This is a genomic window from Leucobacter sp. NPDC058333, from assembly GCF_042726155.1.
Lineage (GTDB): Bacteria > Actinomycetota > Actinomycetes > Actinomycetales > Microbacteriaceae > Leucobacter.
Genome location: NZ_JBHXHV010000002.1, coordinates 271,817 through 296,026, shown reverse-complemented (window position 1 = coordinate 296,026; position 24,210 = coordinate 271,817). Strand labels below are relative to the sequence as shown.

The following is a 24,210-nucleotide window of genomic DNA, read 5'->3' as shown; positions in this document are numbered from 1 at the left end:
ATCCGGGTGCCGCGTTCCGCAAGCAATCCGCGTTGCGCAAGCTCGAACTGGTGGTTTCCGTATTGCGGAACGCGGATCGCTTGCGGAACGCCGGGCGCCGGGCGTCTAACGCCGCCTAGCGGCGGGCTTCGACCTGGGCGAGGTCGGCCTCGAGCGCGACCCAGCCGAGCATTGCGCACTTCACGCGCATCACGAATTTCGAGACTCCCTGCAGGGCGACTGCGTCGCCGAGCAACTCCTCGTCGGGTTCGACCGCGCCGCGCGCCTGAATCATCTCTCTGAAGGCGCCGATGCGCACGCGTGCCTCGTCAACCGTGAGCTCGTCATCGCGCACGAGCTGCGCCAGAATCGACGCGGACGCCATCGAGATCGAGCAGCCCTGACCCTCCCACGCGACCTGGCGGATGCGGCCGGTCTCGGGGTCGACGGCGATCGAGAGGTCGATCTCGTCACCGCAGCTGGGGTTGAACTCGTGGTGCGTGGCGGTCAGCGCCGCCTCGGTCTCCGTCAGTTCACCCTTGCCGATGGGGCGCTTTGAATGGTCGAGAATGACCTCTTGGTACAGCCCGTCAAGCGCGCTCACGCTGACACCTCCGCTCCGAAATACCGCTGTGCGCCGCGGAGCGCGTCGACGAATCGGTCGACCTCATCTTCAGTCGTTGTCACGTGCACGCTCGCACGCGTGCTCGACGTAATGCCGAGTGCGCGGTGCAGCGGCTGAGCGCAGTGGTGACCCACGCGCACCAGCACCCCCTGCTCGTCGAGATACTGCCCAACATCGTGGGCGTGCACTCCGTCGACCGACACCGCCGCCAGCGCGACGCGCTGTGAGGTATCGGCTGGGCCAAGGAGTCGCAGCCCCGGAGTCTCGACAATGCCTGCGACGAGGCGCTCCACGAGCTCGTGCTCGCGCTCAGCAGCGCGGGCGACACCGATGGCTTCCATAAACGACACGGCAGCGCCGAGTCCGACCGCCTGCGAGACGGGCTGCGTGCCGGGCTCGAAGCGCTGCGGGGCCGGCATGAACAGCGCGGTCTCCATCGTGACCTTGGTGATTGCCGAGCCGCCGGTGCGCGCTGGCGGCAGTGCATCGAGCAGCTCGGGGCGCCCGTACAGCACGCCAATGCCGTTCGGGCCCAGCATTTTATGGCCTGAGAACGCAGCGAAGTCGACGCCGAGCTCCGTGAAATTGACCGGCAGGTGCGGCACGGACTGGCAGGCGTCGACGACGGTAATGGCGCCGACTGCGTGGGCGAGCTCGACGAGTTCTGCGACGGGCGCGACGTACCCCGTCACATTCGAGACGTGGGCAAACGCGAACACCCGCGTGCGCTCGGTGAGCGCCGCGCGCGCATCGTCGAGGGTCCAGGTGCCATCGGCGCGCACTGGAATGTAGCGCAGGGTCGCCCCCGTCTTGGTCGCGAGTCGCTGCCACGGGATGAGATTCGCGTGGTGTTCGGCTTCGGTGATGAGAATTTCATCGCCGGTGTCAAGCGCATAGCGCTCGCTGCCTGGCACTCCGAGGCCAGCGTTCGCCTCACCGATGCCGAGCGCGACAATATTGAGGGCGTCGGTAGCGTTCTCGGCCCACACGATCTGGTCAGCGGATTCGGCCCCGACGAAACGAGCGACCGTGGCGCGCGCGCCCTCGAAGGCTTCGGTTGCGGCGCCGACCGCGCCGCTCGTGCCGCGGTGCACCGCGGCGTTTGACGACTCGAGGAATCGTCGTTCGGCGTCGAGCACGAGAGTGGGGCGCTGCGAGGTGGCTGCTGAGTCGAGATACGCCGGGGCGACATCGAGCTCGTCGTGCGCCGCGAAGTACGGGAATTCCGCGCGCAGCAGGGCGACGTCGGCCGCGCTGAGCGCGGCGGCTGAAGTGTGTGCGGGAGTGACCACGGGGGCAGGCATAATCTCCATTCTTCCACCTCTTGAGGTGGCGGTGCAGGCTTCCGGTATAACGCCCAGCGGACGGCGATATTCCGCCGGGGGCGCGTCACCCCGGCATTTCCTCAGCTCGCTGAGTGATTCACGGCGCCGGCGCGACGACGGTGACCGGAGCCGTATTCGGGCCTCGCCCGGCCCGATCGTCTGAGCCGCTCAACCACCAATTCACCCCGCCAGCGACGAGCGCAAGCAGTGCCGCGCCGAGTGGGATCGTGAGAGCTGCCGCGGTTCCCAGGTCGGTGGCGATCACGCCGGTCAGCGCCGCGGCCGCTGACTGCCCGACCATGAGGCCAGAACCCAACATGGTCATCACGGTCGCCGAGCGCCCGACGGGGCTGCGAGCGGCTCCGAAGCTGTACAGCGTGACGAGCAGCGGGCCGACGCCGATTCCCATAATGGCGAGACTCAGGATCATGAACGGCACGTCGTTCGCCCACTGCAGGAGCACCGTCCCGGCGATGATGCAGAGCGTGAAGGCGGGCCAGCGCGCGCGCAGTGAGAATCGGGCTGGCAGTGCGGCGACGCCGATCGCGAAAATCGCGGACCCGACGCCCATGGCGCCGTAAATAAGCCCAGCACTCTCGGGGTCGCCGCGATCCTGCATGAACGATGTCAGTGCTGTGAGCATTGAACCGAAGAACAGGCCCACCGAGATGATTCCAGCGACGGTGACAAGCAAAGCGGGCCGCGCCAGTTCTGAAGCCGGAGCGAGCGCCGCCGCGCGCTGCTCCGCGGACTGCGCGGGGGCACTCGTGTGGTGCAGTGCGAATGCCGTGACGAACAGCAGCGTGAGCACGGCGGCGCCGGCAATCGGCGCCCAGGCGCCGAGCGTCGTCGCGAGGACGCCGACGATCACCGGGCCGAACACGAAAATGACCTCGTCGGCTGCTGATTCGTAGGCGAGCACGTTCGACAGCACTCGCGGCCGTCGCTGCGGCGGCAGGTCGTTCGCGACGATCGCCACGAGCCGGGAGCGCGACATCGGCGACGTCTGCGGCACGGTCGCGCCAGCAAGGAAAGAACCGATGAAGAGCACCCAAATCGGCAGCGAGCTGAACGCAACCCAGGCGAGCGCGCCGAGCAGCACGCTGTTTGCCGCGGCCGAAATCAGGAGCGTCGGACGCTGACCGAAGCGATCGGCGGCCGCCCCGATGAGTGGGCCGCAACAGGCAACGCCCAGGCCGACCATGGCGGAATTAAGGCCCCCGAGCTCGACCGAACCGCGCGCGGAGACCACGAGCGTTAAGACGCCAATGACCATCATTGCGAACGGCAGACGAGACACGAGTGCGAGCGGGAAATACAGTTTTCCGGTGCGCCCGATGAGCGTTGTCGCGCTGTTCGTTGGCGCTTGATTGGGGTGCTCGCTCATTTGGTGCATAGCCGACCGAGTCTAGCAGCCACACGCGCGAGACCGAGGCAAAAGCGGCGTCAAGCTATGAGCCTGAGCCGAGCACCATTCCCTGATCCGCGAGGAAATCGGTAAACGCCTTCTCATCGTCGAGGCTGCCCGTATACGTCACGCCGTCAACGAGCACGAACGGGGTGCCGGTCACGGTCGTGCTCGGATCCTTCGCGCCCGGAACGGGGTTGTCGAAGACCCAGGTGTTCAGAGCCTGAGCGAACGGTACGAACTTCTCAGATTCAATGCAGGATCGCGCGTCGTCGTTCAACCCGCCAGCTGCCTCGTCGATGGCGTCGACCAGGGCGTCGTTCGTGAGCCCGGGGCTCGTCTCAGACGGCTGCACGTCCGGATCGAACAGGTGGCTGTTGACGTCCCACGCCGCCGCGGGCTGCGCATCGGCGACGCACGCCATCGCGGCTGAAGCGCGCGAGGAATAGTGATCGGGGGAGACGCGGTCGAGAAACGCCAATGGGGTGATCTCAACCGTGGCCTGGCCGCTCGCCGCAAGCTGTTGCAGGGTGTCACCGTTCGTGGTCTCGAACTGTGAGCAGTACGGGCAGCGGTAGTCAACGTAAACGCGAATGCTGTGAGATGAGGAATCGGAGGTGGTCGTTTCGGGCTCGCCCGAAGCTGGCGCGTCTGAGCGCACGACTCCGTCGCGGTCGAAGACGATGCCGCCTGTTGCCATGTTCTCGGGCCACTCGACCGCCGCGGTCGGCGCATCGGAGGAGGCGTCGGGCGTCGATCCCGAACTGCCTGAACCGTCAGTCGCGTGCGTGACCAGTGCGCTAGCGAGTGTGATCCCGGCTATCGCGCCAATCGCAACGGCGGCGATCACCGAGAGCGCACCCGAGGCCAGCCCGACGATCGCTGGCACTCGCTTCCGCCGAGACAGCAGCCCGAAAATGCCCAGCCCAATGGCGACCAACCCGAGTAGGGCGGCCAAGAGTGCGCCCCAGCCGAGGTACAGCGCCGAGATGATGACGGTGACGAGCGCCGCAAGTCCGACCGCCATTGCCGCAATCGACAGTGCGCCAGTGCCGCGGGGGGTGCGGGGCGCCCCGGCAGTCGCGGCATACGGGTGGGGCGGCGGGCTTGCGGGTTGTTGGGGATCGGTCATGGTTTCATTCTCGCAGTACCCGCGTCGCGACCGGGGACCGAGCCGCCTGGCCACGGCGCATACGATTGGTGCATGATCCTTCTCGCGGCGACCCCGATCGGCAACCTCGGCGACGCTTCTGCCCGGCTGCGCAGCACATTCGAGGAGGCGACCGTGGTCGCCGCGGAAGACACGCGCCACACGGCCCAGCTGCTCAGACTGCTCGGCATCGAGAATCGTCCAGAGCTCATCGCACTGCACGACCACAACGAGCACGCCCGAGCGGCCGCGCTGGTCGAGCGCGCCGCAACCGAAGACATCGTGCTCGTCAGTGACGCCGGTATGCCGACCGTCTCCGACCCGGGCTTTCGCGTCGTGCAGCTCGCGGCTGAGCGCGGCGTGGTCGTCACCGCGATTCCCGGACCGAGCGCGATGATCACCGCGCTCGCAGTTGCGGGTTTGCCGACGGACCGGTTTGCCTTCGAAGGGTTTTTGCCGCGGAAGTCGGGGGAGCGCAGTCGCGCTGTGCGCTCGCTGGCGGCGGAACGGCGCACGCTCGTCTTCTTCGAAGCGCCGACACGCCTCGCAAGTTCACTGAGCGACCTCGCCGATGGCTTTGGTGACGAGCGGCCTGCAGCGGTGTGCCGTGAACTCACGAAGCTCCATGAGGAGGTGCGCCGGGGCGGGCTCCGTGAACTCGCTGAGTGGGCTGCCGATGGCGTGCGCGGCGAAATAGTGATCGTCGTTGGCGGAGCGCCCGAGGTCGCGGTGTCGCCGGAGTCCGCGCTCGCTGAGGTGCAACAGCGGGTGCAAGCTGGCGAACGCTTGAAGGATGCGACGAGGGCGGTGGCCGAGTCAACGGGACTGTCGGCAAGGGATCTCTACGCGGCGGCACTCGCCGATCGCGGCTAACCCACAGCTGCGAGTCGGTCGCTTCTCAGGCGGCAGGCAGAGCGGTGCGACATACTCGTTGTGCATGTATGGCCGCGCTCCGGGCGCACTTTCACCGCAGCACGCTGCGTTCGGGAGCGGCCTCTCCAGACTCGAAGGACAGCTATTACTGTGAAACTGACGCGCGCCATCGCCCCCGTAGCCCTCGTGGGCGCACTCCTTTTGGCCGGTTGTTCTGGCGGTGGATCGGCGAAGGCTGACGCCGACGGCACCGACTGCCTTGCCTCTGGCAAGGCGAGCTCGAGCGTGAAGGTCTCGGGCTCCGTGGGCGATGACCTCAAGCTCACCTCTGATACTCCGGTGTCGACGAAGAAGATTGAGCGCTCCGTGATCAAGGAGGGTAAGGGTGACGTCGTCGAGGCGGGCCAGTCGGTGCTCACCTCGATGACGCTCTTCAGTGGCGCCGACGGATCGGTGCTGCAGCAGCTGCCCGCGAACGCCATCACGGTTGACAAGGGTGGCCTCGCCGACTGGGCGTACGAAGGCCTTCGCTGCGCCACCGCCGGCGAACAGGTCGCCCTCGCCGCACCGTACGCCGACGTGTTCGGCGATCAGGATCCGAAGGAGACCGGCCTCGACAACATCACGGCTGATGACTCGCTCGTCATCGTCATGGAGTTCGGTGAGATCAGCGACGCTGCCGACGCCGCAGCGGCGACTGGCGAGCCCGGCACGCTCGAAGACAGCGAGCTGCTCAAGAAGGCAGAAGGCAAGTCGGTCAAGGCACCCGCTGGCTTCCCGACGGTGAAGTTGGCTGATAACGGCGAGCCCACCATTACGATTCCGAAGGGCGTCGACGCACCTACCAAGCTCTCGATCGCAACGCTGATCGAGGGCGACGGCGAGACGGTGAAGCCCGGCGACCGTGTGTACGTCAACTACCGCGGCGTGATCTGGAGCACCGGCGAAGAATTCGACTCGAGCTGGAGCCGCGGCGCACCCGCCAACTTTATGACAACCGGCGTCATCGGCGGCTTCCAGAAGGCCCTCGAAGGCCAGAAGGTCGGTTCCCAGGTCATCTCCGTCGTTCCTGCAGAAGACGGCGGGTACGGTGCCGCCGGTCTGAAGCAGCAGGGTCACAAGGAAGACGACGTGATGGTCTTCGTGCTCGACATCCTCGGCACGGTCCACGCGGATTCTGCAGCCGAGTAAGGCACGAGAGAAGAGCTGCGTCCGAGTGCGCAGCGTCTGAGTCAGGGCCCCAACGCGAATTGGTTCGCGTTGGGGCCCTTCTCGGTACCTGCCACTAGCCTGGGGGCATGAAGCGGGTCATCATTCTCGGGTCCACCGGTTCGATCGGCGAGCAGGCGCTCGACGTCATTCGCAAACACCCGGCCAAGTATCAAGTGTCGGGGCTCGTCGCGGGCACGCAGGCGGAGCGCCTGCGTGAGCAGGCGGATGAGTTCAACGTCGAGCACACGGCGCTCGGCGCCGACGCCGCGGTGCAGCTCATCCACGACGTCGAGGCCGATCTCGTGCTGAACGGCATTACTGGCTCCGTGGGACTCGGCCCCACCATCGCGGCGCTCAAGCAGGGGCGCACGCTGGCGCTCGCAAACAAGGAATCGCTCATCGTCGGCGGCGACCTCGTGACCGGCCTCGCTGCCCCCGGGCAGATCGTGCCGGTCGACTCCGAGCACTCGGCCATTGCGCAGGCGCTTCGAGCGGGCAGTCGCGACGAGGTGCGTCGGCTCATATTGACCGCCTCTGGCGGGCCCTTCCGCGGTCGCTCGCGCGAAGAGCTGCGCGACGTCACCCCTGCGGAAGCGATGGCGCATCCGACCTGGGACATGGGCCGCGTCGTTACCACAAATTCGGCGACGCTCATCAACAAGGGACTTGAGGTGATCGAAGCTCACCTGCTCTTCGGTGTGTCGTACGGGGATATCGAGGTGGTGGTGCACCCGCAGTCGATCGTGCACTCGATGGTCGAATTCATTGACGGGTCGACGATTGCGCAGGCGTCTCCGCCCGACATGCGGTTGCCGATTGCGCTCGGGCTATCGTGGCCGGATCGCATTGGCAACATCGGGGCTCCGCTCGATTGGCGGTCGGCGACGTCGTGGGACTTTGAACCGCTCGACAACGCGGCGTTCCCAGCCGTTGAACTCGCGAAGGAGGTGGGTCGCGCCCGGCTCACCTACCCGGCCGTGTACAACGCCGTGAACGAGGAAGCCGTCGACGCATTCCACGCGGGGCGCATCGGCTTTCTCGATATTGTCGACACCGTGCGGCAGGTGGTGGAAGCGCACGAGACACCCTCGACGCTCACGCTCGACACGCTCGCCGATGCCGAGCGCTGGGCTCGGGAGCGCGCGCAGCAGGCGATCACCGCCCGCACACGCTGAGGGTGCATGGCGGCCGGGCGATCCGGCACCGATTGCGCACTGGGCCCTTCGGCGGCGGCCTCCCTGAAATTCCACAGCGCTGCGCAGTAGCCTGTGCGAGTGACTGAGGTTTTGCTCTATGTGCTCGGCATTCTGATCTTTGTGATCGGTCTCGCCGTTTCTATCGGCCTGCACGAAATCGGGCACCTCGTCCCCGCCAAGCTGTTCGGCGTCAAGGTGACGCAGTACATGCTCGGCTTCGGGCGCACGATCTGGTCGAAGCGCAAGGGCGAAACCGAGTACGGCGTCAAGCTGATTCCGCTGGGCGGCTACGTCGCAATGACGGGCATGTTCCCTCCGCAAAAGCCGGGTGAGGCCGCTCGGGCGTCAACGACCGGCTTTCTGAACACGGTAATGCAGGAGGGCTCGGCGCTCGGCAATGCTGGCACCGGCCCCGTAATTTCAGGCGACGCTGATACGGAACTGAAGCGCGGCATCACGGGCGTTGTCGAGGATGCGCGGCTCGCGAGCGCCGAATCGATCGAAGCGGGGGAGGATCACCGCACGTTCTATCGCCTCCCGCCGTGGAAGAAGATCATCATCATGCTCGGTGGGCCCGTCATGAACCTCGTGCTCGCATTCGTGTTTTTTGCGATCGTGCTCGTCGGATTCGGTACGCCGCAGAACAGCACGACACTTGGGCAGGTGAACGAGTGCCTCGTTCCCGCATCGAGCACCGCGACGAGTTGCAGCTCCGACGACCCTGCAGCTCCGGCGGCGGCCGCCGGGCTGCGCCCGGGGGACCGCATCATCTCAGTGGACGACACGAAGATCACCAGCTGGGAGCAGTTTCGCTCGCTCATCGGTGATGCCCCCGGCGCATTGCTCAACGTGCACATTGAACGCGACGGCGCTGAACAAACGGTGACGCTCGCGCCCGTCGAAAACTCCCGCACCGTCACCGACGCCGACGGGAAGATCGTGACAAATGCAGACGGCTCAGCGAAAACGGAGTCGGTCGGCATGATCGGAGCGACCCCGGCCACCGAAAACGTGCCGCAGCCGATCACGGCCGTACCCGCGTTCGTCGGTGACAACGTCAAGAGTGTTGCCGGCATCATCGTGCGCATGCCCGAGCGCATGGTAGACGTCTGGAACGCAGCCTTCGGCAGCGAAGCGCGCGACCCCAACGGCCCGATCAGTGTGGTGGGAGTGGGGCGCATGGCCGGCGAGATCGTGAGCCTCGAAGACGCGCCCGTCGCGGCCCGCGCGCAGACAATGATCGGACTGCTCGGTTCGCTCAACGTCGCCCTGTTCGTGTTCAACCTCGTGCCGCTGATGCCGCTCGACGGCGGCCACGTGATCGGTGCGGTGTACGAGTGGTTGAAGCGCGGCTGGGCGAAACTGCGCCGCAAGCCCGACCCCGGCCCGATTGACACGGCAAAGATGGTGCCGGTGACGATGGCGGTCGCCGTTGTGCTCGGCGCGATGACGGTGCTGCTCGTGTACGCGGACATCGTGAAGCCGGTGTCGCTGTTCGGGTGATGCGTCTGCCGCTGATGCGAGCGCCTGAGACACGCTCGCCTGAGACACGCAGCGAGCGCGAGTAGACTCGTCGCCGTGCCAGCAGTCAACTTGGGAATGCCGAAAGTCGCCGAGGTGCTTGCACCGCGTCGCGTGTCTCGGGCGATCAAAGTCGGGTCGGTGACGGTCGGCGGGAACGCCCCCGTTTCCGTGCAGTCAATGACCACGACGCCGACGACCGACATCAATGCGACGCTGCAGCAGATCGCCGAGCTCACGGCGTCGGGCTGCGACATCGTGCGCGTGGCCTGCCCCAGCCGCGACGACGCCGAGGCGCTGCCGATCATCGCGATGAAGAGCCAGATTCCAGTGATCGCTGACATTCACTTTCAGCCGAACTACGTCTTCGCTGCGATCGATGCCGGCTGCGCAGCCGTGCGCGTGAACCCAGGCAATATTCGCAAGTTCGACGACCAGGTCGGTGAGATCGCGCGGCGCGCGAAGGCCGCGGGTGTGTCGCTGCGCATCGGCGTGAATGCCGGGTCGCTCGACCCGCGGTTGATGGAGAAGTACGGCAAAGCGACGCCCGAGGCGCTCGTTGAGAGCGCCGTGTGGGAGGCATCGCTGTTCGAAGAGCACGACTTCCACGACTTCAAGATTTCGGTGAAGCACAACGATCCGATCGTGATGGTGCAGGCGTATCGCCAGCTCGCCGAACGCGGCGACTGGCCACTGCACCTTGGAGTCACCGAGGCGGGCCCAGCGTTCCAGGGCACGATCAAGAGCGCGACCGCGTTCGGCATCCTGCTCTCAGAGGGCATCGGCGACACCATTCGCGTGTCGCTGTCGGCGCCCCCGGTCGAAGAGGTGAAGGTCGGGTTGCAGATTCTGCAGTCGCTGAACCTGCGCGAGCGCAAACTTGAGATCGTGTCGTGCCCGTCGTGCGGCCGCGCCCAGGTCGACGTCTACACGCTTGCCGAAGAGGTTACCAAGGGGCTCGAGGGCATGAGCGTGCCGCTGCGCGTTGCCGTGATGGGCTGCGTCGTGAATGGCCCCGGAGAGGCTCGCGAGGCAGACCTCGGCGTTGCCTCGGGCAATGGCAAGGGGCAGATCTTCGTAAAGGGCGAGGTCATCAAGACCGTGCCGGAGAGCGAGATCGTCGCGACGCTCATCGAGGAGGCCAACCGCCTCGCCGCCGAAATGCCGGCGTCTGCCGGAACCGGCACGCCAGAGGTCGTCACCGCGCGCTAGCTCGCTGCGTTCGCTGCGCTCGCTGCGCTCGCCGACTCCGCGTTGCACGCCGAGTCCCTCTTTGCACGCCGAGCCCCTCCCGCCAGAGCGCGTTTTCGGGAGGGGCTCGGCGCCGAGCAAGGGGTTCGGCGGCCTAGGCGCGCACGACACGGCACGGTGCGCGCGACACGGTGCGTGCGGCATGGCGCGCGGCACGGCGCGCGCAGCACGGCCGCGCGGCCCGGCGCGCGACGCGCCTAGGCCGGAGCCGGGACCGGTGCGAGCTCGACCGTGCCGGTCGCTATGTCTGCCGAGACGACGCGAACGCGCACGCGGGTTCCCGCGGTGAAGCCCGCCGCAGACACCTGTGCGGTGACTGCCGGGTCGTCCAGCTGCACGCGGGCGCGTTCGCCGCGCACCTCGACGACGACCGCCGAGAGTTCGTCACCCACACGGTCACGCAGCAGCGCGGCTTCAACGCGGTCGAGCGCCTGGGATCCGACCTGGCTTGCCCGCTGGCTCGCGGCCCGCATGAGCGCTGGGAGCTCATTGAGCGACTCGCGTGCCCAGCCCGGAACCGGCTGACCCGCGCTGATCGCCTCACAGATCACGAGCCCCCAGCGATCCACGAGGCGCCTGAGCGGCGCCGTCACGTGCGCGTACGGCGCGGCGATCGCCGCCTGCAGAGTCTGATCGGGCAGCTCGCCGTCGAAGGGGGTGTAGTCGGCTCCGCGAAACAGCGCCGCAGCCGCCTGGAGCACCGCCGCCGTCATCGGAGACGCTGCGTCGAGACCGCGCAGATATTCGCCGTAACTCTGATCCGATGACCACGGGTGCCCGAGCGCGGCGACACTCGCGCGAAACGTGTGCAGCGCGTCGGCTTCCGGCGCGGGCATGGTGCGCAGGATGCCGACGCGCGCTTTCAACATCATGCTGCCCGCCGCCATGCCCGCGAGCAGCGACAACTGGGCGTTCCACTCCTCGATGGGCAACGCCGGGTTGCGCACGATGCGGTAGCCGTCGGCCTCGCGCACGATCTCTTCGTCTGGCATGTTCAGGCTCGCACCACCGCGAGCCCGCTCCTGTGCGATGCGCAAGGTGCCGACGGTGCGCAGGAGTTCGAGCAGCGGGAGATACGCCGCATCTCCACCCGCGTCGATCGCCGCCTGCGCGGCGGGATAGTCGAGTTGCGCGCGCGAGCGAACCCGCGCGCGTTCGACCTGCGCCCCGGTCTCGGCGCCGTTCGCGTCGAGATCGAGTGTCCACACGAATGCCACGCGGTCTTCGCCCGCGAGCAGCGACGCTCGACCCTCGCTGAGCTCGGCGGGGTGCAGCGGCACGCGGGCATCTGGCAGGTACAGCGTTTGGCCGCGGTTTTGCGCCTCGCGGTCAAGCGCACCGCCCGGCCGCACGAACCCGGGCAGGTCAGCGATGGCGTAGCGCACGCGGAAGCCCGAGCCCTGCGCCTCGATGTGAAACGCCTGGTCGAGATCCTTCGATCCGATCGGATCAAGCGTGACGAATGGGACCTCGCGCAGATCCAGCGGGGGGATGCTGGTCTCGGCCGCCGCTGCCTCCGCGAGTGCGTCGGCCGGAAAGGCATCGGGAATCTCGTTCGACACGCGAAGCGCGGCGAGCGCCGCCGCAAGCTGGCCGTGAGTGGACTGTGGGGCGAGGTGGGCGCGCCGGTTGGGCATGCGGCCAGCCTACTGCTCTGCGCTCATAGACTGTGATCGTGACGACCGAGACGCAGCAACACCCAGAAGATCCGCAGGCCGTTGACGTGCGCGAGCGCCTCGACGACTTGATCGCCGAGGCGGGAGTGACCGGGCAGCGAAGCCTGATCCGTCGCATCCTTGAGACCGGCCTTGGCCTCGGACACGATGGCACCGGGCGGCTCGACCTCAAGATCACCGCGTCGGCGATTGCTGAGATGCGCGCCGCGTTCCGGCTGTTCGCTCCCTACAAGGACGTGCCCAAGGTAACTATCTTTGGTTCGGCGCGCACGCAATCGCAGGATCCCCTGTGGCTCAGCGCGGAGGCCGCCGCGCGCGGGCTCGCCGATCTCGGCTGGATGGTCGTGACGGGTGCAGGCCCCGGCATCATGGAGGCCGCCGCGACCGGAGCCGGGCCGGAGCGGTCGCTCGGCATCTCCATTCAGTTGCCGTTCGAGGAGACGCCGCTCGGGAGCGCCGCCGACGACGGGCACCGCATTGCGATGAAGTACTTCTTCACGCGCAAACTGATGCTGGTGAAGGAGTCGCGTGGCTTTGTGTGCCTGCCAGGAGGCTTCGGCACTATGGACGAGACGTTCGAGCTGCTGACGCTGCAGCAGACCGGCAAGATGGAGCCGATGCCGATCGTGCTGCTCGATCGTGCGGGCGGCACCTACTGGCGCGGGCTCGAACGGTTTGTCGTTGAGGAGCTCGCGGGCGCCGACTTGATCGCGGCCGACGACCTCGACCGCGTACTCATCACCGATTCGCCCGACGCGGCGATTGCCGAGGTCGCCGGATTCTGGCGCAACTACGATTCGCTGCGGTGGCAGGGCGCACAGCTCGTGATGCGCCTGCGCGCGGCGCCGAGCGACGCCGAGCTCGCTGATCTGAACCGGCGATTCGCAAGTCTCTGCGAGGTTGGCGAGATCGCGCGCACGGCGCCGCTGCCGGTCGAGGTGGCCGACCACGACGCGCTCGACCTGCCGCGCATCGTGTTCACGCCGAAGCGGCGCGCCGTGGGCGACCTGTACCGTCTGATCCGCGCTCTGAACGAATTGGCATCGGCGCCCGCCGCGACTACGCCCTGACGTACCCCGCGAGATGCTCGCCCGTCAGCGTCGACTTTGCGGCGACGAGGTCGGCCGGCGTGCCCTCAAACACGATCGTGCCGCCCTGCTGGCCGGCGCCCGGCCCGAGGTCGATGATCCAGTCGGCGTGCGCCATCACGGCCTGGTGATGCTCGATCACAATGACGCTCTTGCCCGCGTCGACCAGGCGGTCGAGCAGGCCGAGCAGTTGCTCAACATCGGCGAGGTGCAGACCGGTGGTCGGCTCGTCGAGCACGTAAATGTCTGCGTCTTCGAGCATGTGGATCGCGAGCTTCAGCCGCTGGCGCTCGCCGCCCGACAGCGTGGAGAGTGGCTGACCGAGCGTGATGTAGCCAATGCCAACGTCGACGAGGCGCTCCAGAATCTTCGCGGCTTTCGGAATCTTCGACTCGGCCGCGGAGAAGAACTGCTGCGCGTCGGACATGGACAGGTCGAGCACTTCGGCAATGTTCTTGCCGCCGAAGGTGTACTCGAGCACGGCGGCGTCGAAACGCTTGCCCTCGCAGACTTCGCAGACGCTCTCCATCGTCGCCATCATGCCGAGATCGGTGTAGATGATTCCGGCGCCCTTGCACTCGGGGCACGCGCCCTCCGAGTTCGCGCTGAAGAGGGCGGGCTTCACCCCGTTCGCCTTCGCGAAGGCGGTGCGCACCGGGTCGAGCAGACCCGTGTACGTCGCCGGATTCGAGCGGCGCGACCCCTTGATCGCGCCCTGATCGACGGCGACCACGTCCGGACGATTCGCGACGTAGTTGCCGATCAGTGTGCTCTTGCCGGAGCCCGCGACGCCCGTCACCGCGCACAGTACGCCGAGGGGCACGTCAACGTCGACGTTCTGCAGATTGTGGCGATCGGCGCCGCGCACCTCGAGTGCCCCGGTCGCGCTGCGCACCGAGTCCTTGAGCCGCGCACGGTCGTCCAGGTGCTTGCCCGTGAGAGTGCCAGAGGCGCGCAGCGCCTCAACGGTGCCCTCGAAGCAAATTTCGCCGCCCGCGGTACCGGCGCGCGGGCCGAGGTCGACGACGTGGTCAGCGATCTCGATCATCTCGGGCTTGTGCTCGACGACGAGCACGGTGTTGCCCTTGTCACGCAGCTTCAGCAGCAGCTGATTCATGCGCTGAATGTCATGCGGGTGCAGGCCGATCGAGGGCTCGTCAAAGACGTAGGTGGCGTCGGTGATGGGGGAGCCCAGGTGCCTGATCATTTTCGTGCGCTGCGATTCACCGCCCGACAGGGTTCCTGTTGGGCGCTCGAGACTCAGGTAACCCAGGCCGATCTGCACGAATGAATCGAGCGTGTCGACGAGCTTTGCGACCAGCGGCGCGATGCCAGAGTCGTCAATCTCACGCACCCATTCGACGAGATCGGAGATCTGCATCGCGCAGACATCGGCGATCGATTTGCCGTCGATCTTCGAGGAGCGCGCGGTCTCGTTCAGGCGAGTACCTGCGCAATCGGGACACGCACGGAACACGATTGCGCGATCCACAAAAGCTCGAATATGCGGCTGCATCGCCTCGCGATCTTTCGAGAGCATCGACTTCTGAATGCGCGGGATCATGCCCTCATACGTCACGTTGACGCCGTCGGCCTTGATCTTGCGCGGCTCAGCGTGGAGCAGCAGCTCAAGCTGCTCGTCGGTGAATTCGCGGATCGGCGTATCCATCGGCATGAGCGCCGCGAAGATGCGCCCGTACCAGCCGTCCATGCTGAACCCGGGCACCTTGAGCGCGCCGTCATTCAGCGACTTGTCGGCGTCGTAGAGCTCTTCAAGCGCAAAGTCGCTGACCGTGCCGCGGCCCTCGCAGGTCGGGCACATGCCGCCGAGAATCTCGAAGCTGCGGCGCTCCTTGATCTGCTTACCGCCCTTTTCCAGCGTGACCGCGCCCGCGCCGCTAATCGACGCGACGTTAAAGGAGAACGCATTCGTGCCGCCAATGCGCGGGCTGCCGAGACGCGAGAAGATAATGCGCAGCATGGCGTTCACGTCTGTGGCGGTGCCCACCGTTGAACGAGGATTCGCGCCCATGCGCTCTTGATCCACGATGATCGCCGTCGTGAGGCCCTCGAGCACGTCGACGTCTGGGCGGCTCTGCGATGGCATGAATCCCTGCACGAACGCGCTGTAAGTCTCATTGATGAGTCGCTGCGACTCGGCGGCAATCGTGCCGAAGACGAGCGAGCTCTTTCCCGAGCCAGACACTCCGGTGAAGGCCGTGAGGCGGCGCTTCGGGAGGTCGACGCTGACGTTCTTCAGATTGTGTTCGCGCGCGCCCTGAACCCGAATGCGGTCGTGCGAATCTGCGATGTGCGTGGAGGTCATGAAATTTAGAGTAGTGGTCTCCGCCGTCGTCGAGCTTCTTGATTCCTGATCAGTGTTTCGGGCAATGCTGTGACGCTGCGATGGAGGCGGGGGAGTCTCGCGGCTCCTCTGCGACCGATTGCTAGGCTCGCACCATGTCACTTCCCGAGACCTGGATTCCGCACCGCCGCGAAGACGGCGAACTCGTCGGCTGGATCGAACCCGTTGGCGACGGATTCGTACCGTTCGACCTGCTCGGTCGACCCCGCGCGGAAGCGCCGATCGACTGGCTGCCAGCGGAGGAAACCCTCGAAGAAATCGGGATCGGATACCTCGCCGACATCTACGCCCTGCGCGTCGAGGATGGCGGCTGGGTGCGAGCGCGAATCGTCGAGGTCTCAACGACCGACATCGGCGTGAAAGAAGACGACTTCGGCGACGTCGGCGCGCCCGTCTCGAGCTACCGCGTGCCGTTCCCCATCGATGATCGCCTGGTGCCGTTCGCCGACGCTCCCGGCGCGGTCCGCAGCGCCTTCAGCTGATGGGGCGCGTTCTGCCGAAGCAGCGCGCCACGTCGATCGCGGCCGCCGCGTGCGTGTGCGCGATGGCGCCCGCCTGGTTCGTGCTGCACGCCATCTGGCTCGGGATCGCGCTCGGTATCGCGGGGCTCGCGCTCGCCGCCGTCGCGGGGAGAGGCTCCGTCGCGTCGGCCCGCGAGAACCCTCACGCGCCCGTAGTGGGCGCTACACGGCCGCCGTCGCTGCTGCGAGATCTCTCGCTGATCGTGATCGGCCTCGGCATCGTGAGGCTGATTCCGCTCGCCGCGCACCTCGACAATCTGTCGATGGTGAAGTTCACACTCGCGCTCGGCGGAGCGGTCGCGGTGCCGTATGTCGTGTCACGATTCGTCTATCGGGATCGCGCGACGGGGTTCCCGTGGCGGGGTGCGGGTAGCGCGCGCGGAGAACGCTGGGGGCGCTATCACTGGGCCTGGCTCGTCGCCGTGATCGTATTGGCGTGGCTGATCCTGCCCTGGTATTTCATCAGTTCGGGGGTCTACACGAACTGGCCGGTGGTCGACACTCCTGAACTCGTGGCGCGCCTATTCGTCGGCGTGGGCGCCGTCGGGATCTGGGACGAGCTGTTCTTCATCTGCACGGTGTTCGCCGTGTTGCTGCGGCATTTTCCGGTGTGGCTGGCGAATGTGCTGCAGGCCGTCGTATTCGTGTCATTCCTGTGGGAACTCGGCTACCGCGCGTGGGGACCGCTGCTCACCATTCCCTTTGCGCTCGTGCAGGGCATGATCTTCTTGCGCACGCGGTCGCTCTCGTATGTGGTGACCGTGCACCTGCTGTTTGACGCGGTGGTGTTCGCGGTGCTCGTCCACGCGCACCAGCCCACCCTCTTCGACTGGTTCCCGACCGCGGGCTAACCTTTCTCTTCCCCTCTTCCCCTCTCTCGCCCCCGCTTCTGTCGTCGCAAATGATCCGTTCAGCCGTGTGAAGCAACACTTTGCGACGACAGAACAGGGGAGGGAAGGGAAGGGAAGGGCTAGCCCGCGAGGAGCGTCGCCAGTCTGCGGACCGCGAAGTCGTAGCCCTGCACGCCGCAGCCGACAATGACGCACGAGGCAATGCCCGACAGGTACGAGTGGTGGCGAAACTCCTCGCGCGCGTGCACGTTTGAGATGTGCACCTCGGCGGTGGGCAGCTCGACGCCGGTGATCGCATCCCGGATCGCGATAGACGTGTGCGTGAACGCGCCCGGGTTAATGATGATCGCGGCGCAGTCCTCGCGGGCCGCGTGAATGGCGTCGATGATCTCGCCCTCGTGGTTGCTCTGCATCGCGCGCACCTCGAGCGAGAACTCGCCAGCGACCCGCGACACGAGCGCCTCGACATCGGCGAGCGTGTCGCTACCGTAGATCTCGGGTTCGCGCGTGCCGAGCAGGTTCAAGTTCGGCCCGTTCACCAGCAGGATTCGTCTGGTCATGGTCCACTCCTTCGCTCGGCAGCCGCGCGGCGCGACTGATCCCATGCTACCGGCGGCGCGGGAGGTGGCACGGGAGCCGAGCCGCGACTACCGTTATGGGGTGACCGAGCAGCAGCCCCTCCCATACAAGAGCTTCGACCCAACGACATTCCGGGAGAAGCCGGTCTCGTTCGTGCGTCGCAGCGGGCGCATGACGCCGTCGCAGGAGCGCGCGTGGGCCGATCACCACGACACCTACGTGCTCGAAATCGCGCACGGCCCGGCCGCAACCAGCGTGGCCGACGGTGAAACCGGGGACCCGGTGCAGATCTTCGGGCGTGAGGCGCCACTCGTTGTCGAGGTCGGATCGGGGCAGGGTCACGCGATCCTGCACGCATCGCAGACCCGGCCAGATACGAATTTTCTTGCGATCGAGGTGTTCCGCGCGGGGCTCGCGCGGACGATCATTCGCGCCGCGGTCTCTGGCGTCGAGAACCTGCGCCTCGCCGAGGTGAACGCGCCGGAACTCCTCGAAAAATACCTGCCCGCGGGGTCGGTCGACGAGATCTGGGTGTTCTTCCCTGACCCGTGGAAGAAGGTGCGCCATCACAAGCGCCGTCTCGTCAGCGCCGACTTCGCGCGGGTCGCGTACCGGGCGCTGAAGCCCGGCGGCGTGCTTCGCCTCGCCACGGACTGGGAGAATTACGCCGAGCAGATGCGCGAGGTGTTCGACGCTGAGGCGGGCTTCGAGCGCGATTTTACGGGCGAGTGGGCTGACCGCTTCGAGGGCCGCATTCTCACGGCGTTCGAAGAAAAGGGCATCGACAAGGATCGCCACATCCGCGACCTCACGTACCGCCGCGCGCAGGCATAGCCACAGTTGCACACGCAGCGGTAGCGTGTGTGCCATGACCGACGGCAGACTGACCGACTGGGCCCGCGCGCTGGGCCTGACCACCCCGATCGTGTGCGCGCCGATGGGCGGCGTCGCGGGCGGGCGACTCGCCTCCGCCGTGTCGCGAGCTGGCGCACTCGGCATGATCGGCATGGGGAGCGCGGGGTCGGTCGCGGCGCTTGAACGTGAGCTCGCGGCGCTCGGAGACGATTTTGGTGACGGCGGAGCGCCCTTCGGGATCGGTCTGGTGGCGTGGGGCATCGCGCAGGATCCCGAGCTGTTTGAACGGGCCATCGCCGCCCGCCCGTCACTCGTGTCAGTGAGTTTCGGGGACTGGAGTGCCGACCGTGCCGGTGCTCAGGCGGATACCGCGTGGATCGCACGCGCACAGGCCGTTGGCGCCCTCGCGGTGACGCAGGCGGCGACCGCCGACGAGGCTCGGCGCGCGGCCGACTCTGGAGTCGACGCTGTCATCGCGCGGGGGAGCGAGGGCGGCGGTCACGGCGACCACCGCGAACCGCGTCACTCGCTCCTCGCGGAGATCATTGCCGCCGTTGATATTCCGGTGCTCGCCGCCGGGGCAATCAGTACATCGCGAGACGTCGATCGAGTGCTCGACGCCGGTGCAGCGGCGGCCTGGGTGGGTACGGCGTTCGCCGCGTGCGAGGAAGCGCTGACCTCCGACGCGGCGAGGGCGGCGCTGATTCGGGGCGGTGCCGAGCAGACTCTCGTGACGCGCGCCTACGATGTCGCGCTGGAGCGGCCGTGGCCCGCGCGGTTTCCCGAGCGATTGCTGCGCACCCCGTTCATCGATCGCTGGCACGGGCGCGAAGACGAGCTCGCAGCCGATGAGGTGGCGCGCGCCGAGTTTCGGGCGGCGGCCGTCGCGGGGGACTATTCCGTGGTGCCGGTCGACGCTGGCGAGGGCGTGGGGCACCTTACGCGAGTGCGCCCCGCAGCCGATGTCGTGGCTGAGCTGAGTTGAGTTGAGTTGAGCTGAGCTGAGCTGAGTTGAGCTGAGCTCAGCCCGCCATCCGGGGATCGTAGGTGGGGTCGGGGTATTGCGCTGCGCAGCCGATGGCCGGCGCATCGGGCTGCAACTCGAAGTGCCAGGACTCGTTCGCGTAGGTCTGGCAGAGCCCGTAGGCTGCGCCGCGCTGCGTGAGCCAGTCGACGGCATCTAGCCCACCGACGTCGACGGCCCGCCCCGCTACGTGCTCGGATGTTGCGGCCGAGGCCACCCACCGGGAAGCCTCGGCGGCTGACCCGTACGTCGACACGGCCTCGTCGAGCAGGGCCGTTTGGTATTCGCCCGAGCGCCAGCCGCTATTGACGACGAACGTCACGCCGTCAGCTTCGGCGTCGATCGCCGCCGATTGCAGCGCCGAGAGCAGTGCGGGGTCGAGACGAGCGATGCCGGGAAGGGACGTGTCGAGCACCGAGGCCCCTTCGGGTAACTCGCCATTGTCTGCGGGGGAGTCGGACGCCGGGGCGGAAGCGGACGTCGCTGACGCGGCGGTGGCTTTCGAGTCCGGTCGTGTCGAGGTCCACGCGGACTGCGACACGACCGCCGCCGTGCACACCGCGATGACGGTCGCGGCGACGCTGAGTGCCAGGATCACGGTGCCACGGTGCAGGCGGGGGCGGTTCGATGATGGCTGATGCTCGTTGGTATGAAATACGGTCATGCAGTCAGTCCACCCATCGGACTGTTGCGACAGCGTACGCATTTTTCGATACGGTGACGATAGGCCCTCGCTCGTAGCATGGGGTCATGCGTGTATTGATCGTGGAAGACGAGCCCCTGATGGCTGAGGGTATTCGTGACGGGCTGCGGCTCGAGGCGATCGCGGGCGATATCGCGCCCGACGGTGACACGGCGCTCGAACTGCTGAGCATTAACGAGTACGACATCGCCGTGCTCGACCGCGACGTTCCCGGCCCCTCCGGTGATGAGATCGCGGCACAGATCGTCGCGTCGGGATCGGGGATGCCGATCCTGATGCTCACCGCGGCGGATCGCCTCGATGACAAAGCCTCAGGGTTCGAACTCGGCGCCGATGACTATCTGACGAAGCCGTTCGAGCTTCGGGAACTGGTGCTGCGACTGCGCGCACTCGACCGCAGGCGCGCACACCATCGGCCGCCGGTGCGCGAAATTGCGGGTCTGCGCATCGACGCGTTTCGTCGTGAGGTGACGCGCGACGGAAAGTACGTCGCACTGACGCGCAAGCAGTTCGCTGTGCTTGAGGTACTGGTGGCCGCCGAGGGCGGCGTCGTGAGCGCCGAAACCCTGCTCGAACGGGCGTGGGACGAAAATGCCGACCCGTTCACGAATGCCGTGCGCATCACGGTGTCGGCGCTGCGCAAGCGGCTCGGCGAACCCGGCATCATCGCGACGGTGGCAGGCGTCGGGTACCGCATTGAAGCCGCTTCCGTGAGTGAGGTACCAGATGCCGCGCACACCTGAACTGAGTCAGGCTCGTCGCCCCGGCCTCAGCGCGCGCTGGAAGCTGACGCTGAGCTACGTCGCCGTACTGATGCTCACCGGTGGACTGCTGCTCGCCGTCGTCTACGTGTTCCTGCTGCGGTACGTGCCATCGGCGGCCACGCCGACGATGAGCGGTTACGTTCCGGGGCGCACCGACCTGATACGAGCGTTCCTGCCTGCTGCGGCGTGGGCACTGGCGGCGCTCCTCGGTATCAGTTTGCTGGGTGGCTGGTTGCTCGCTGGGCGCATGCTCGCACCCCTCACGCACATCACTCGTGCGACGCGACGCGCTGCCGCCGGCTCGCTCGGGCACCGCATCGAGCTGGCGGGGCGGCGCGATGAATTTCGCGAGCTCGCCGACAGCTTCGACGCCATGCTGACTCAGCTTGAAGCACAGATCGCCGAGCAGCAGCGGTTTGCCGCGAACGCTTCCCACGAGTTGCGCACGCCGCTCGCCATCACGCAGACACTGCTCGACGTCGCGGACGGCGACCCAACCTCGGATCGCGCCGCGCTGCTCGCGCGGCTGCGCGGCGTGAACACTCGTGCGATCGACCTGACCGAGGCGCTCCTGGTGCTGAGTCGGGCGGAGCAGCGTGCCTTCACGGCCGAGCGCGTTGACCTCTCGCTGATTGCGGAGGAAGCGGCCGAGTCGCTGCTGCCACTGGCCGAACAGCGCGGACTCTCACTCGAGGTCGCGGGAGACGCGGCCATTGCCGCTGGGTCGCCCGCCCTGCTGCTGCAGGTCGCGATGAACCTCATGCACAACGCGATCAATCACAACTCCGAGGCCGGATTCGTGCGAGTCACGACCGCGAGAGTGCGCAGCGACCGAGAAGCACCACCACAGGTTGAACTGTCCGTCGAAAACTCGGGCGCTCACATTGCGGCGCACACGCTGGCGATGCTGACGGAACCGTTTCAACGAGGGGTGGAACGCGTGCGAGGCGATCACGGCGGGTTCGGTCTGGGGCTCGCGATCGTGCAGAGCGTCGTGCGGGCGCACGGCGGCTCGTTGGAGCTCCGACCGCGCTCAGACGGCGGACTGATCGCAACGGTTGTGCTTCAGGAGGCCCGATGAGTGTCACGCAGAAGCACGGCCGACGGGTGACGATCGCGTTGTTCTCGGGGTACCTGATGTTGCTCGTGTGGGCGGTCGTGTGGAAGCTCGACGTGCCGCAGTTCGGTGATGGCACCATGCGGCAGATCAAGCTGGTGCCGTTCGTCGCAGCGGGCGGCTTGGGCGGCAATGCGCCGGTCGAGGTGCTCGCGAACCTCGTGTTGTTCGTGCCGTTCGGCGTGTTTCTCGCGTTGCTCGCGCGCCATGGGCGGGTATTGAGGTCGATCACGATCATTGCCGCGGCGAGCCTCTGCATGGAGATCGCGCAGTACGTCTTCGCCGTTGGCAGTTCCGACGTCACCGATCTGCTCGTGAACACCGCTGGCGGTGCCCTCGGGATTGCGACCGTTGCGCTCGCGCGACGCGTGTTTCGGGATCGCGCTGACCCCGTGCTCGTGCGCTGGTGCGCCATCGGTCTCGCCTGCGCCGCCCTCGCAGTCGGAGTGTCATTTACCCCGGCGTTCGAGCCGGATCACACGGGTCCAGGCGAACCGCCGTCACCGTTCACCGTGCTGGAGGACGTGCACGTCGTTCCCGACAAATAACGCGGGGAGTAATCTCAGTCGTCTTATTCGTGGCGCGAGAGGAAGCCTCGCAGCAGCGCGGCCGATCCCTCGATGTGTTCGAGCATGGCTTCCGCTGCCGACTCTGGCCTGCCGGCCAAGATGGCGGCGACGATTGCCTCGTGCTGCGCGTCCGAGTGGGCGAGGTTCGGCTTCAGCATCGGGATCTCTTCGAGCAGCGCGTTCACGCGGGTGCGAAGGTTCGCAACGAGCGGCACGAGGCTCGTCGAGCCTGACAGCTCGGCAATCAACAGGTGCAGGCGGGAATCGAGTCGCCGGTGATCGGGGCTCGCCGATCCGGAGCACTCCTCGAGCACGTGCGTCAGTGCGGCGCGCTCGTCGGCGCTGAGGTCGCGCCCGGCCGCCTCTCTCGCTGCTCCGACCTCGAGCACGCGGCGCAGCGTCGTTACGTCTTCGACCTCCGCGACGCCGAGTCGCGCGCCCGACACGTCGAGCGCGGAGTCGAGCGGTATCGCGTCGACCACAAACGTGCCGCCGTAGCGGCCGCGGCGGGAGACGACGTACCCGGCATCTGCCAGGGTCGCGATCGCCTCCCGCACGGTGTCGCGACTGACCTTCAGCATGGTCGCGAGATCGCGCTCGGCCGGGAGTCTCTCACCCGGGCCGATCATGCCGAGTCGAATGGACTGCAGCAGGCGCTGCATGGTCTCTTCGTACGCGTTCGTCGGTCGAACGGCCCTAATGAGCAGTTCGATTTCGTCACTCGACCCGGTCATGGCGCGCCTCCCTAGAGCGGTGTGGTGTAGGCGCTCGTGAGCCCACCGTCGACGAGGAACGTCGAAGCGGTGATGAACGACGCGTCGTCGCTCGCAAGGAACGCCACCGATGCCGCGAGTTCCTCGGGGCGCGCGAAGCGGCCGACCGGCACGTGCACGAGGCGCCGCGCCGCGCGCTCGGGATCTTTTGCGAACAGCTCCTGCAGCAGCGGCGTGTTCACCGGGCCCGGGCAGAGTGCATTGACCCGGATGCCCTGGCGGGCGAACTGCACGCCGAGCTCACGGGTCATGGCAAGCACGCCGCCCTTCGACGCGGTGTACGAGATCTGCGACGTGGCAGAGCCCATGATCGCGACGAACGATGCCGTATTGATGATCGAGCCGGATCCCTGCTTCGTCATGTGCCGCAGCGCGGCGCGCGAGCAGAGATACACGCTCTTCAGATTGACATCCTGCACCTTTTCCCAGGCGGGCAGCTCGGTGATCTCGATCGAGTCGTCGTCGTCGGGGGAGATGCCAGCGTTGTTAAAGGCGATGTCGACCGAGCCGAACTCGCGCGCCGCCGTGTCGAACAGGTTATTCACCTGTGCCTCGTCGGTCACGTTGACCTGCACGAACAGGCCGTCGACGGACGCCGCCGCGGCCTCGCCCGATTCGGGGTTCATGTCGCCGATGACGATCTGCGCGCCCTCGGCGCGCATCCGCTTCGCGGTCGCGAGACCGATGCCGCTCGCGCCGCCGGTAATGACGGCGACCTTGCCGGCGAGCCGCTGCGTGAGATCAATGGGGGTGATGTCGCTCATGATGAGTCCTTTGCTGCTGAG

At 66.9% G+C, this 24,210-nt stretch carries 23 protein-coding genes; 13 read left to right on the top strand and 10 right to left on the bottom strand.

What is annotated here, in order from left to right; all coding sequences use genetic code 11:
* Nucleotides 1-115: 115 nt before the first annotated feature.
* The 4 genes from sufU to ACFWHR_RS09170 form a co-directional block, all read right to left on the bottom strand.
* Nucleotides 116-583, bottom strand: coding sequence for a Fe-S cluster assembly sulfur transfer protein SufU (gene sufU, locus ACFWHR_RS09185; protein ID WP_382448001.1), 468 nt, complete (start codon nucleotides 581-583; stop codon nucleotides 116-118).
* Nucleotides 580-1,908: an aminotransferase class V-fold PLP-dependent enzyme gene (locus tag ACFWHR_RS09180; RefSeq protein WP_382448000.1), complete on the bottom strand. Its 1,329-nt coding sequence runs from the start codon at nucleotides 1,906-1,908 to the stop codon at nucleotides 580-582. Before ACFWHR_RS09180 ends, sufU begins: the two co-directional genes overlap by 4 nt.
* A 118-nt stretch (nucleotides 1,909-2,026) precedes the next feature.
* Nucleotides 2,027-3,325, bottom strand: coding sequence for an MFS transporter (locus tag ACFWHR_RS09175; protein WP_382447999.1), 1,299 nt, complete (start codon nucleotides 3,323-3,325; stop codon nucleotides 2,027-2,029).
* 55 nt (nucleotides 3,326-3,380) lie between these two features.
* Nucleotides 3,381-4,469 (bottom strand): DsbA family protein, encoded by a 1,089-nt coding sequence (locus tag ACFWHR_RS09170; protein ID WP_382447998.1) that lies wholly within the window; start codon nucleotides 4,467-4,469, stop codon nucleotides 3,381-3,383.
* Between the two features lie 72 nt (nucleotides 4,470-4,541).
* Here ACFWHR_RS09170 and rsmI point away from each other — a divergent pair, with 72 nt between their 5' ends.
* From rsmI to ispG, 5 genes are all read left to right on the top strand, one after another.
* Nucleotides 4,542-5,360 (top strand): 16S rRNA (cytidine(1402)-2'-O)-methyltransferase, encoded by an 819-nt coding sequence (rsmI, locus tag ACFWHR_RS09165; protein WP_382447997.1) that lies wholly within the window; start codon nucleotides 4,542-4,544, stop codon nucleotides 5,358-5,360.
* 150 nt (nucleotides 5,361-5,510) lie between these two features.
* The gene (locus ACFWHR_RS09160; RefSeq protein WP_382447996.1) at nucleotides 5,511-6,551 is read left to right on the top strand and encodes an FKBP-type peptidyl-prolyl cis-trans isomerase; all 1,041 of its coding nucleotides are present in this window, start codon (nucleotides 5,511-5,513) and stop codon (nucleotides 6,549-6,551) included.
* A gap of 107 nt (nucleotides 6,552-6,658) precedes the next feature.
* Complete coding sequence (gene dxr, locus ACFWHR_RS09155) at nucleotides 6,659-7,747, top strand: 1-deoxy-D-xylulose-5-phosphate reductoisomerase (protein WP_382447995.1); 1,089 nt, start codon at nucleotides 6,659-6,661, stop codon at nucleotides 7,745-7,747.
* Nucleotides 7,748-7,846: 99 nt separating this feature from the next.
* Entirely contained in the window at nucleotides 7,847-9,271 is a 1,425-nt protein-coding gene (locus ACFWHR_RS09150; protein ID WP_382447994.1) for a M50 family metallopeptidase, read from the top strand.
* Between the two features lie 75 nt (nucleotides 9,272-9,346).
* Complete coding sequence (gene ispG / locus ACFWHR_RS09145) at nucleotides 9,347-10,501, top strand: flavodoxin-dependent (E)-4-hydroxy-3-methylbut-2-enyl-diphosphate synthase (RefSeq protein ID WP_382447993.1); 1,155 nt, start codon at nucleotides 9,347-9,349, stop codon at nucleotides 10,499-10,501.
* A 236-nt stretch (nucleotides 10,502-10,737) separates the two neighbouring features.
* Here ispG and ACFWHR_RS09140 read toward each other — a convergent pair whose 3' ends face one another.
* Nucleotides 10,738-12,177: an RNB domain-containing ribonuclease gene (locus ACFWHR_RS09140; RefSeq protein ID WP_382447992.1), complete on the bottom strand. Its 1,440-nt coding sequence runs from the start codon at nucleotides 12,175-12,177 to the stop codon at nucleotides 10,738-10,740.
* Between the two features lie 38 nt (nucleotides 12,178-12,215).
* Here ACFWHR_RS09140 and ACFWHR_RS09135 point away from each other — a divergent pair, with 38 nt between their 5' ends.
* Nucleotides 12,216-13,286: a TIGR00730 family Rossman fold protein gene (locus ACFWHR_RS09135; protein ID WP_382447991.1), complete on the top strand. Its 1,071-nt coding sequence runs from the start codon at nucleotides 12,216-12,218 to the stop codon at nucleotides 13,284-13,286.
* On the opposite strand, the gene ACFWHR_RS09130 is transcribed toward ACFWHR_RS09135, so the two are convergent.
* Nucleotides 13,276-15,630: an ATP-binding cassette domain-containing protein gene (locus ACFWHR_RS09130; protein ID WP_382447990.1), complete on the bottom strand. Its 2,355-nt coding sequence runs from the start codon at nucleotides 15,628-15,630 to the stop codon at nucleotides 13,276-13,278. The genes ACFWHR_RS09135 and ACFWHR_RS09130 overlap by 11 nt on opposite strands.
* Before the next feature lie 134 nt (nucleotides 15,631-15,764).
* Here ACFWHR_RS09130 and ACFWHR_RS09125 point away from each other — a divergent pair, with 134 nt between their 5' ends.
* Complete coding sequence (locus ACFWHR_RS09125; RefSeq protein WP_382447989.1) at nucleotides 15,765-16,151, top strand: hypothetical protein; 387 nt, start codon at nucleotides 15,765-15,767, stop codon at nucleotides 16,149-16,151.
* Entirely contained in the window at nucleotides 16,151-17,041 is an 891-nt protein-coding gene (locus ACFWHR_RS09120) for a type II CAAX prenyl endopeptidase Rce1 family protein (protein WP_382447988.1), read from the top strand. Before ACFWHR_RS09125 ends, ACFWHR_RS09120 begins: the two co-directional genes overlap by 1 nt.
* A 119-nt stretch (nucleotides 17,042-17,160) precedes the next feature.
* Here ACFWHR_RS09120 and aroQ read toward each other — a convergent pair whose 3' ends face one another.
* Nucleotides 17,161-17,601, bottom strand: coding sequence for a type II 3-dehydroquinate dehydratase (gene aroQ / locus ACFWHR_RS09115; protein ID WP_382447987.1), 441 nt, complete (start codon nucleotides 17,599-17,601; stop codon nucleotides 17,161-17,163).
* 100 nt (nucleotides 17,602-17,701) lie between these two features.
* Here aroQ and trmB point away from each other — a divergent pair, with 100 nt between their 5' ends.
* On the top strand, nucleotides 17,702-18,454 hold the full coding sequence (gene trmB, locus ACFWHR_RS09110; RefSeq protein ID WP_382447986.1) for a tRNA (guanosine(46)-N7)-methyltransferase TrmB: 753 nt from the start codon (nucleotides 17,702-17,704) through the stop codon (nucleotides 18,452-18,454).
* Nucleotides 18,455-18,488: 34 nt separating this feature from the next.
* Nucleotides 18,489-19,460, top strand: coding sequence for an NAD(P)H-dependent flavin oxidoreductase (locus ACFWHR_RS09105; RefSeq protein WP_382447985.1), 972 nt, complete (start codon nucleotides 18,489-18,491; stop codon nucleotides 19,458-19,460).
* 37 nt (nucleotides 19,461-19,497) lie between these two features.
* Here the strand turns inward: ACFWHR_RS09105 and ACFWHR_RS09100 are convergent, their stop codons facing one another.
* Nucleotides 19,498-20,163, bottom strand: coding sequence for a M15 family metallopeptidase (locus ACFWHR_RS09100; RefSeq protein ID WP_382447984.1), 666 nt, complete (start codon nucleotides 20,161-20,163; stop codon nucleotides 19,498-19,500).
* 86 nt (nucleotides 20,164-20,249) lie between these two features.
* On the opposite strand from ACFWHR_RS09100, the gene ACFWHR_RS09095 reads away from it, so the two are divergent.
* The 3 genes from ACFWHR_RS09095 to ACFWHR_RS09085 are packed head-to-tail and all read left to right on the top strand — an operon-like array spanning nucleotide 20,250 to nucleotide 22,631.
* Complete coding sequence (locus ACFWHR_RS09095; protein ID WP_382447983.1) at nucleotides 20,250-20,945, top strand: response regulator transcription factor; 696 nt, start codon at nucleotides 20,250-20,252, stop codon at nucleotides 20,943-20,945.
* Nucleotides 20,929-22,047, top strand: coding sequence for a sensor histidine kinase (locus ACFWHR_RS09090; RefSeq protein ID WP_382447982.1), 1,119 nt, complete (start codon nucleotides 20,929-20,931; stop codon nucleotides 22,045-22,047). Before ACFWHR_RS09095 ends, ACFWHR_RS09090 begins: the two co-directional genes overlap by 17 nt.
* Nucleotides 22,044-22,631: a VanZ family protein gene (locus ACFWHR_RS09085; protein ID WP_382447981.1), complete on the top strand. Its 588-nt coding sequence runs from the start codon at nucleotides 22,044-22,046 to the stop codon at nucleotides 22,629-22,631. The genes ACFWHR_RS09090 and ACFWHR_RS09085 overlap by 4 nt, the downstream gene beginning before the upstream one ends.
* Before the next feature lie 23 nt (nucleotides 22,632-22,654).
* On the opposite strand, the gene ACFWHR_RS09080 is transcribed toward ACFWHR_RS09085, so the two are convergent.
* Nucleotides 22,655-23,386, bottom strand: coding sequence for a FadR/GntR family transcriptional regulator (locus tag ACFWHR_RS09080; RefSeq protein WP_382447980.1), 732 nt, complete (start codon nucleotides 23,384-23,386; stop codon nucleotides 22,655-22,657).
* An 11-nt stretch (nucleotides 23,387-23,397) separates the two neighbouring features.
* Nucleotides 23,398-24,189 carry a 3-oxoacyl-ACP reductase gene (locus ACFWHR_RS09075; RefSeq protein ID WP_382447979.1) on the bottom strand — a complete coding sequence of 264 codons (792 nt, stop codon included), beginning with the start codon at nucleotides 24,187-24,189 and terminating at the stop codon, nucleotides 23,398-23,400.
* Between the last annotated feature and the right edge of the window lie 21 nt (nucleotides 24,190-24,210).

What these genes read in the sequence shown, in the direction of transcription:
- ACFWHR_RS09180 (WP_382448000.1), bottom strand. Translation starts at nt 1,908, where the DNA reads ATGCCTGCCCCCGTGGTCACTCCCGCACACACTTCAGCCGCCGCGCTC.
- ACFWHR_RS09175 (WP_382447999.1), bottom strand. Translation starts at nt 3,325, where the DNA reads ATGCACCAAATGAGCGAGCACCCCAATCAAGCGCCAACGAACAGCGCG.
- ACFWHR_RS09170 (WP_382447998.1), bottom strand. Translation starts at nt 4,469, where the DNA reads ATGACCGATCCCCAACAACCCGCAAGCCCGCCGCCCCACCCGTATGCC.
- rsmI (WP_382447997.1), top strand. Translation starts at nt 4,542, where the DNA reads ATGATCCTTCTCGCGGCGACCCCGATCGGCAACCTCGGCGACGCTTCT.
- dxr (WP_382447995.1), top strand. Translation starts at nt 6,659, where the DNA reads ATGAAGCGGGTCATCATTCTCGGGTCCACCGGTTCGATCGGCGAGCAG.
- ACFWHR_RS09140 (WP_382447992.1), bottom strand. Translation starts at nt 12,177, where the DNA reads ATGCCCAACCGGCGCGCCCACCTCGCCCCACAGTCCACTCACGGCCAG.
- ACFWHR_RS09130 (WP_382447990.1), bottom strand. Translation starts at nt 15,630, where the DNA reads ATGACCTCCACGCACATCGCAGATTCGCACGACCGCATTCGGGTTCAG.
- ACFWHR_RS09125 (WP_382447989.1), top strand. Translation starts at nt 15,765, where the DNA reads ATGTCACTTCCCGAGACCTGGATTCCGCACCGCCGCGAAGACGGCGAA.
- ACFWHR_RS09120 (WP_382447988.1), top strand. Translation starts at nt 16,151, where the DNA reads ATGGGGCGCGTTCTGCCGAAGCAGCGCGCCACGTCGATCGCGGCCGCC.
- aroQ (WP_382447987.1), bottom strand. Translation starts at nt 17,601, where the DNA reads ATGACCAGACGAATCCTGCTGGTGAACGGGCCGAACTTGAACCTGCTC.
- ACFWHR_RS09105 (WP_382447985.1), top strand. Translation starts at nt 18,489, where the DNA reads ATGACCGACGGCAGACTGACCGACTGGGCCCGCGCGCTGGGCCTGACC.
- ACFWHR_RS09100 (WP_382447984.1), bottom strand. Translation starts at nt 20,163, where the DNA reads ATGACCGTATTTCATACCAACGAGCATCAGCCATCATCGAACCGCCCC.
- ACFWHR_RS09095 (WP_382447983.1), top strand. Translation starts at nt 20,250, where the DNA reads ATGCGTGTATTGATCGTGGAAGACGAGCCCCTGATGGCTGAGGGTATT.
- ACFWHR_RS09090 (WP_382447982.1), top strand. Translation starts at nt 20,929, where the DNA reads ATGCCGCGCACACCTGAACTGAGTCAGGCTCGTCGCCCCGGCCTCAGC.
- ACFWHR_RS09085 (WP_382447981.1), top strand. Translation starts at nt 22,044, where the DNA reads ATGAGTGTCACGCAGAAGCACGGCCGACGGGTGACGATCGCGTTGTTC.
- ACFWHR_RS09080 (WP_382447980.1), bottom strand. Translation starts at nt 23,386, where the DNA reads ATGACCGGGTCGAGTGACGAAATCGAACTGCTCATTAGGGCCGTTCGA.
- ACFWHR_RS09075 (WP_382447979.1), bottom strand. Translation starts at nt 24,189, where the DNA reads ATGAGCGACATCACCCCCATTGATCTCACGCAGCGGCTCGCCGGCAAG.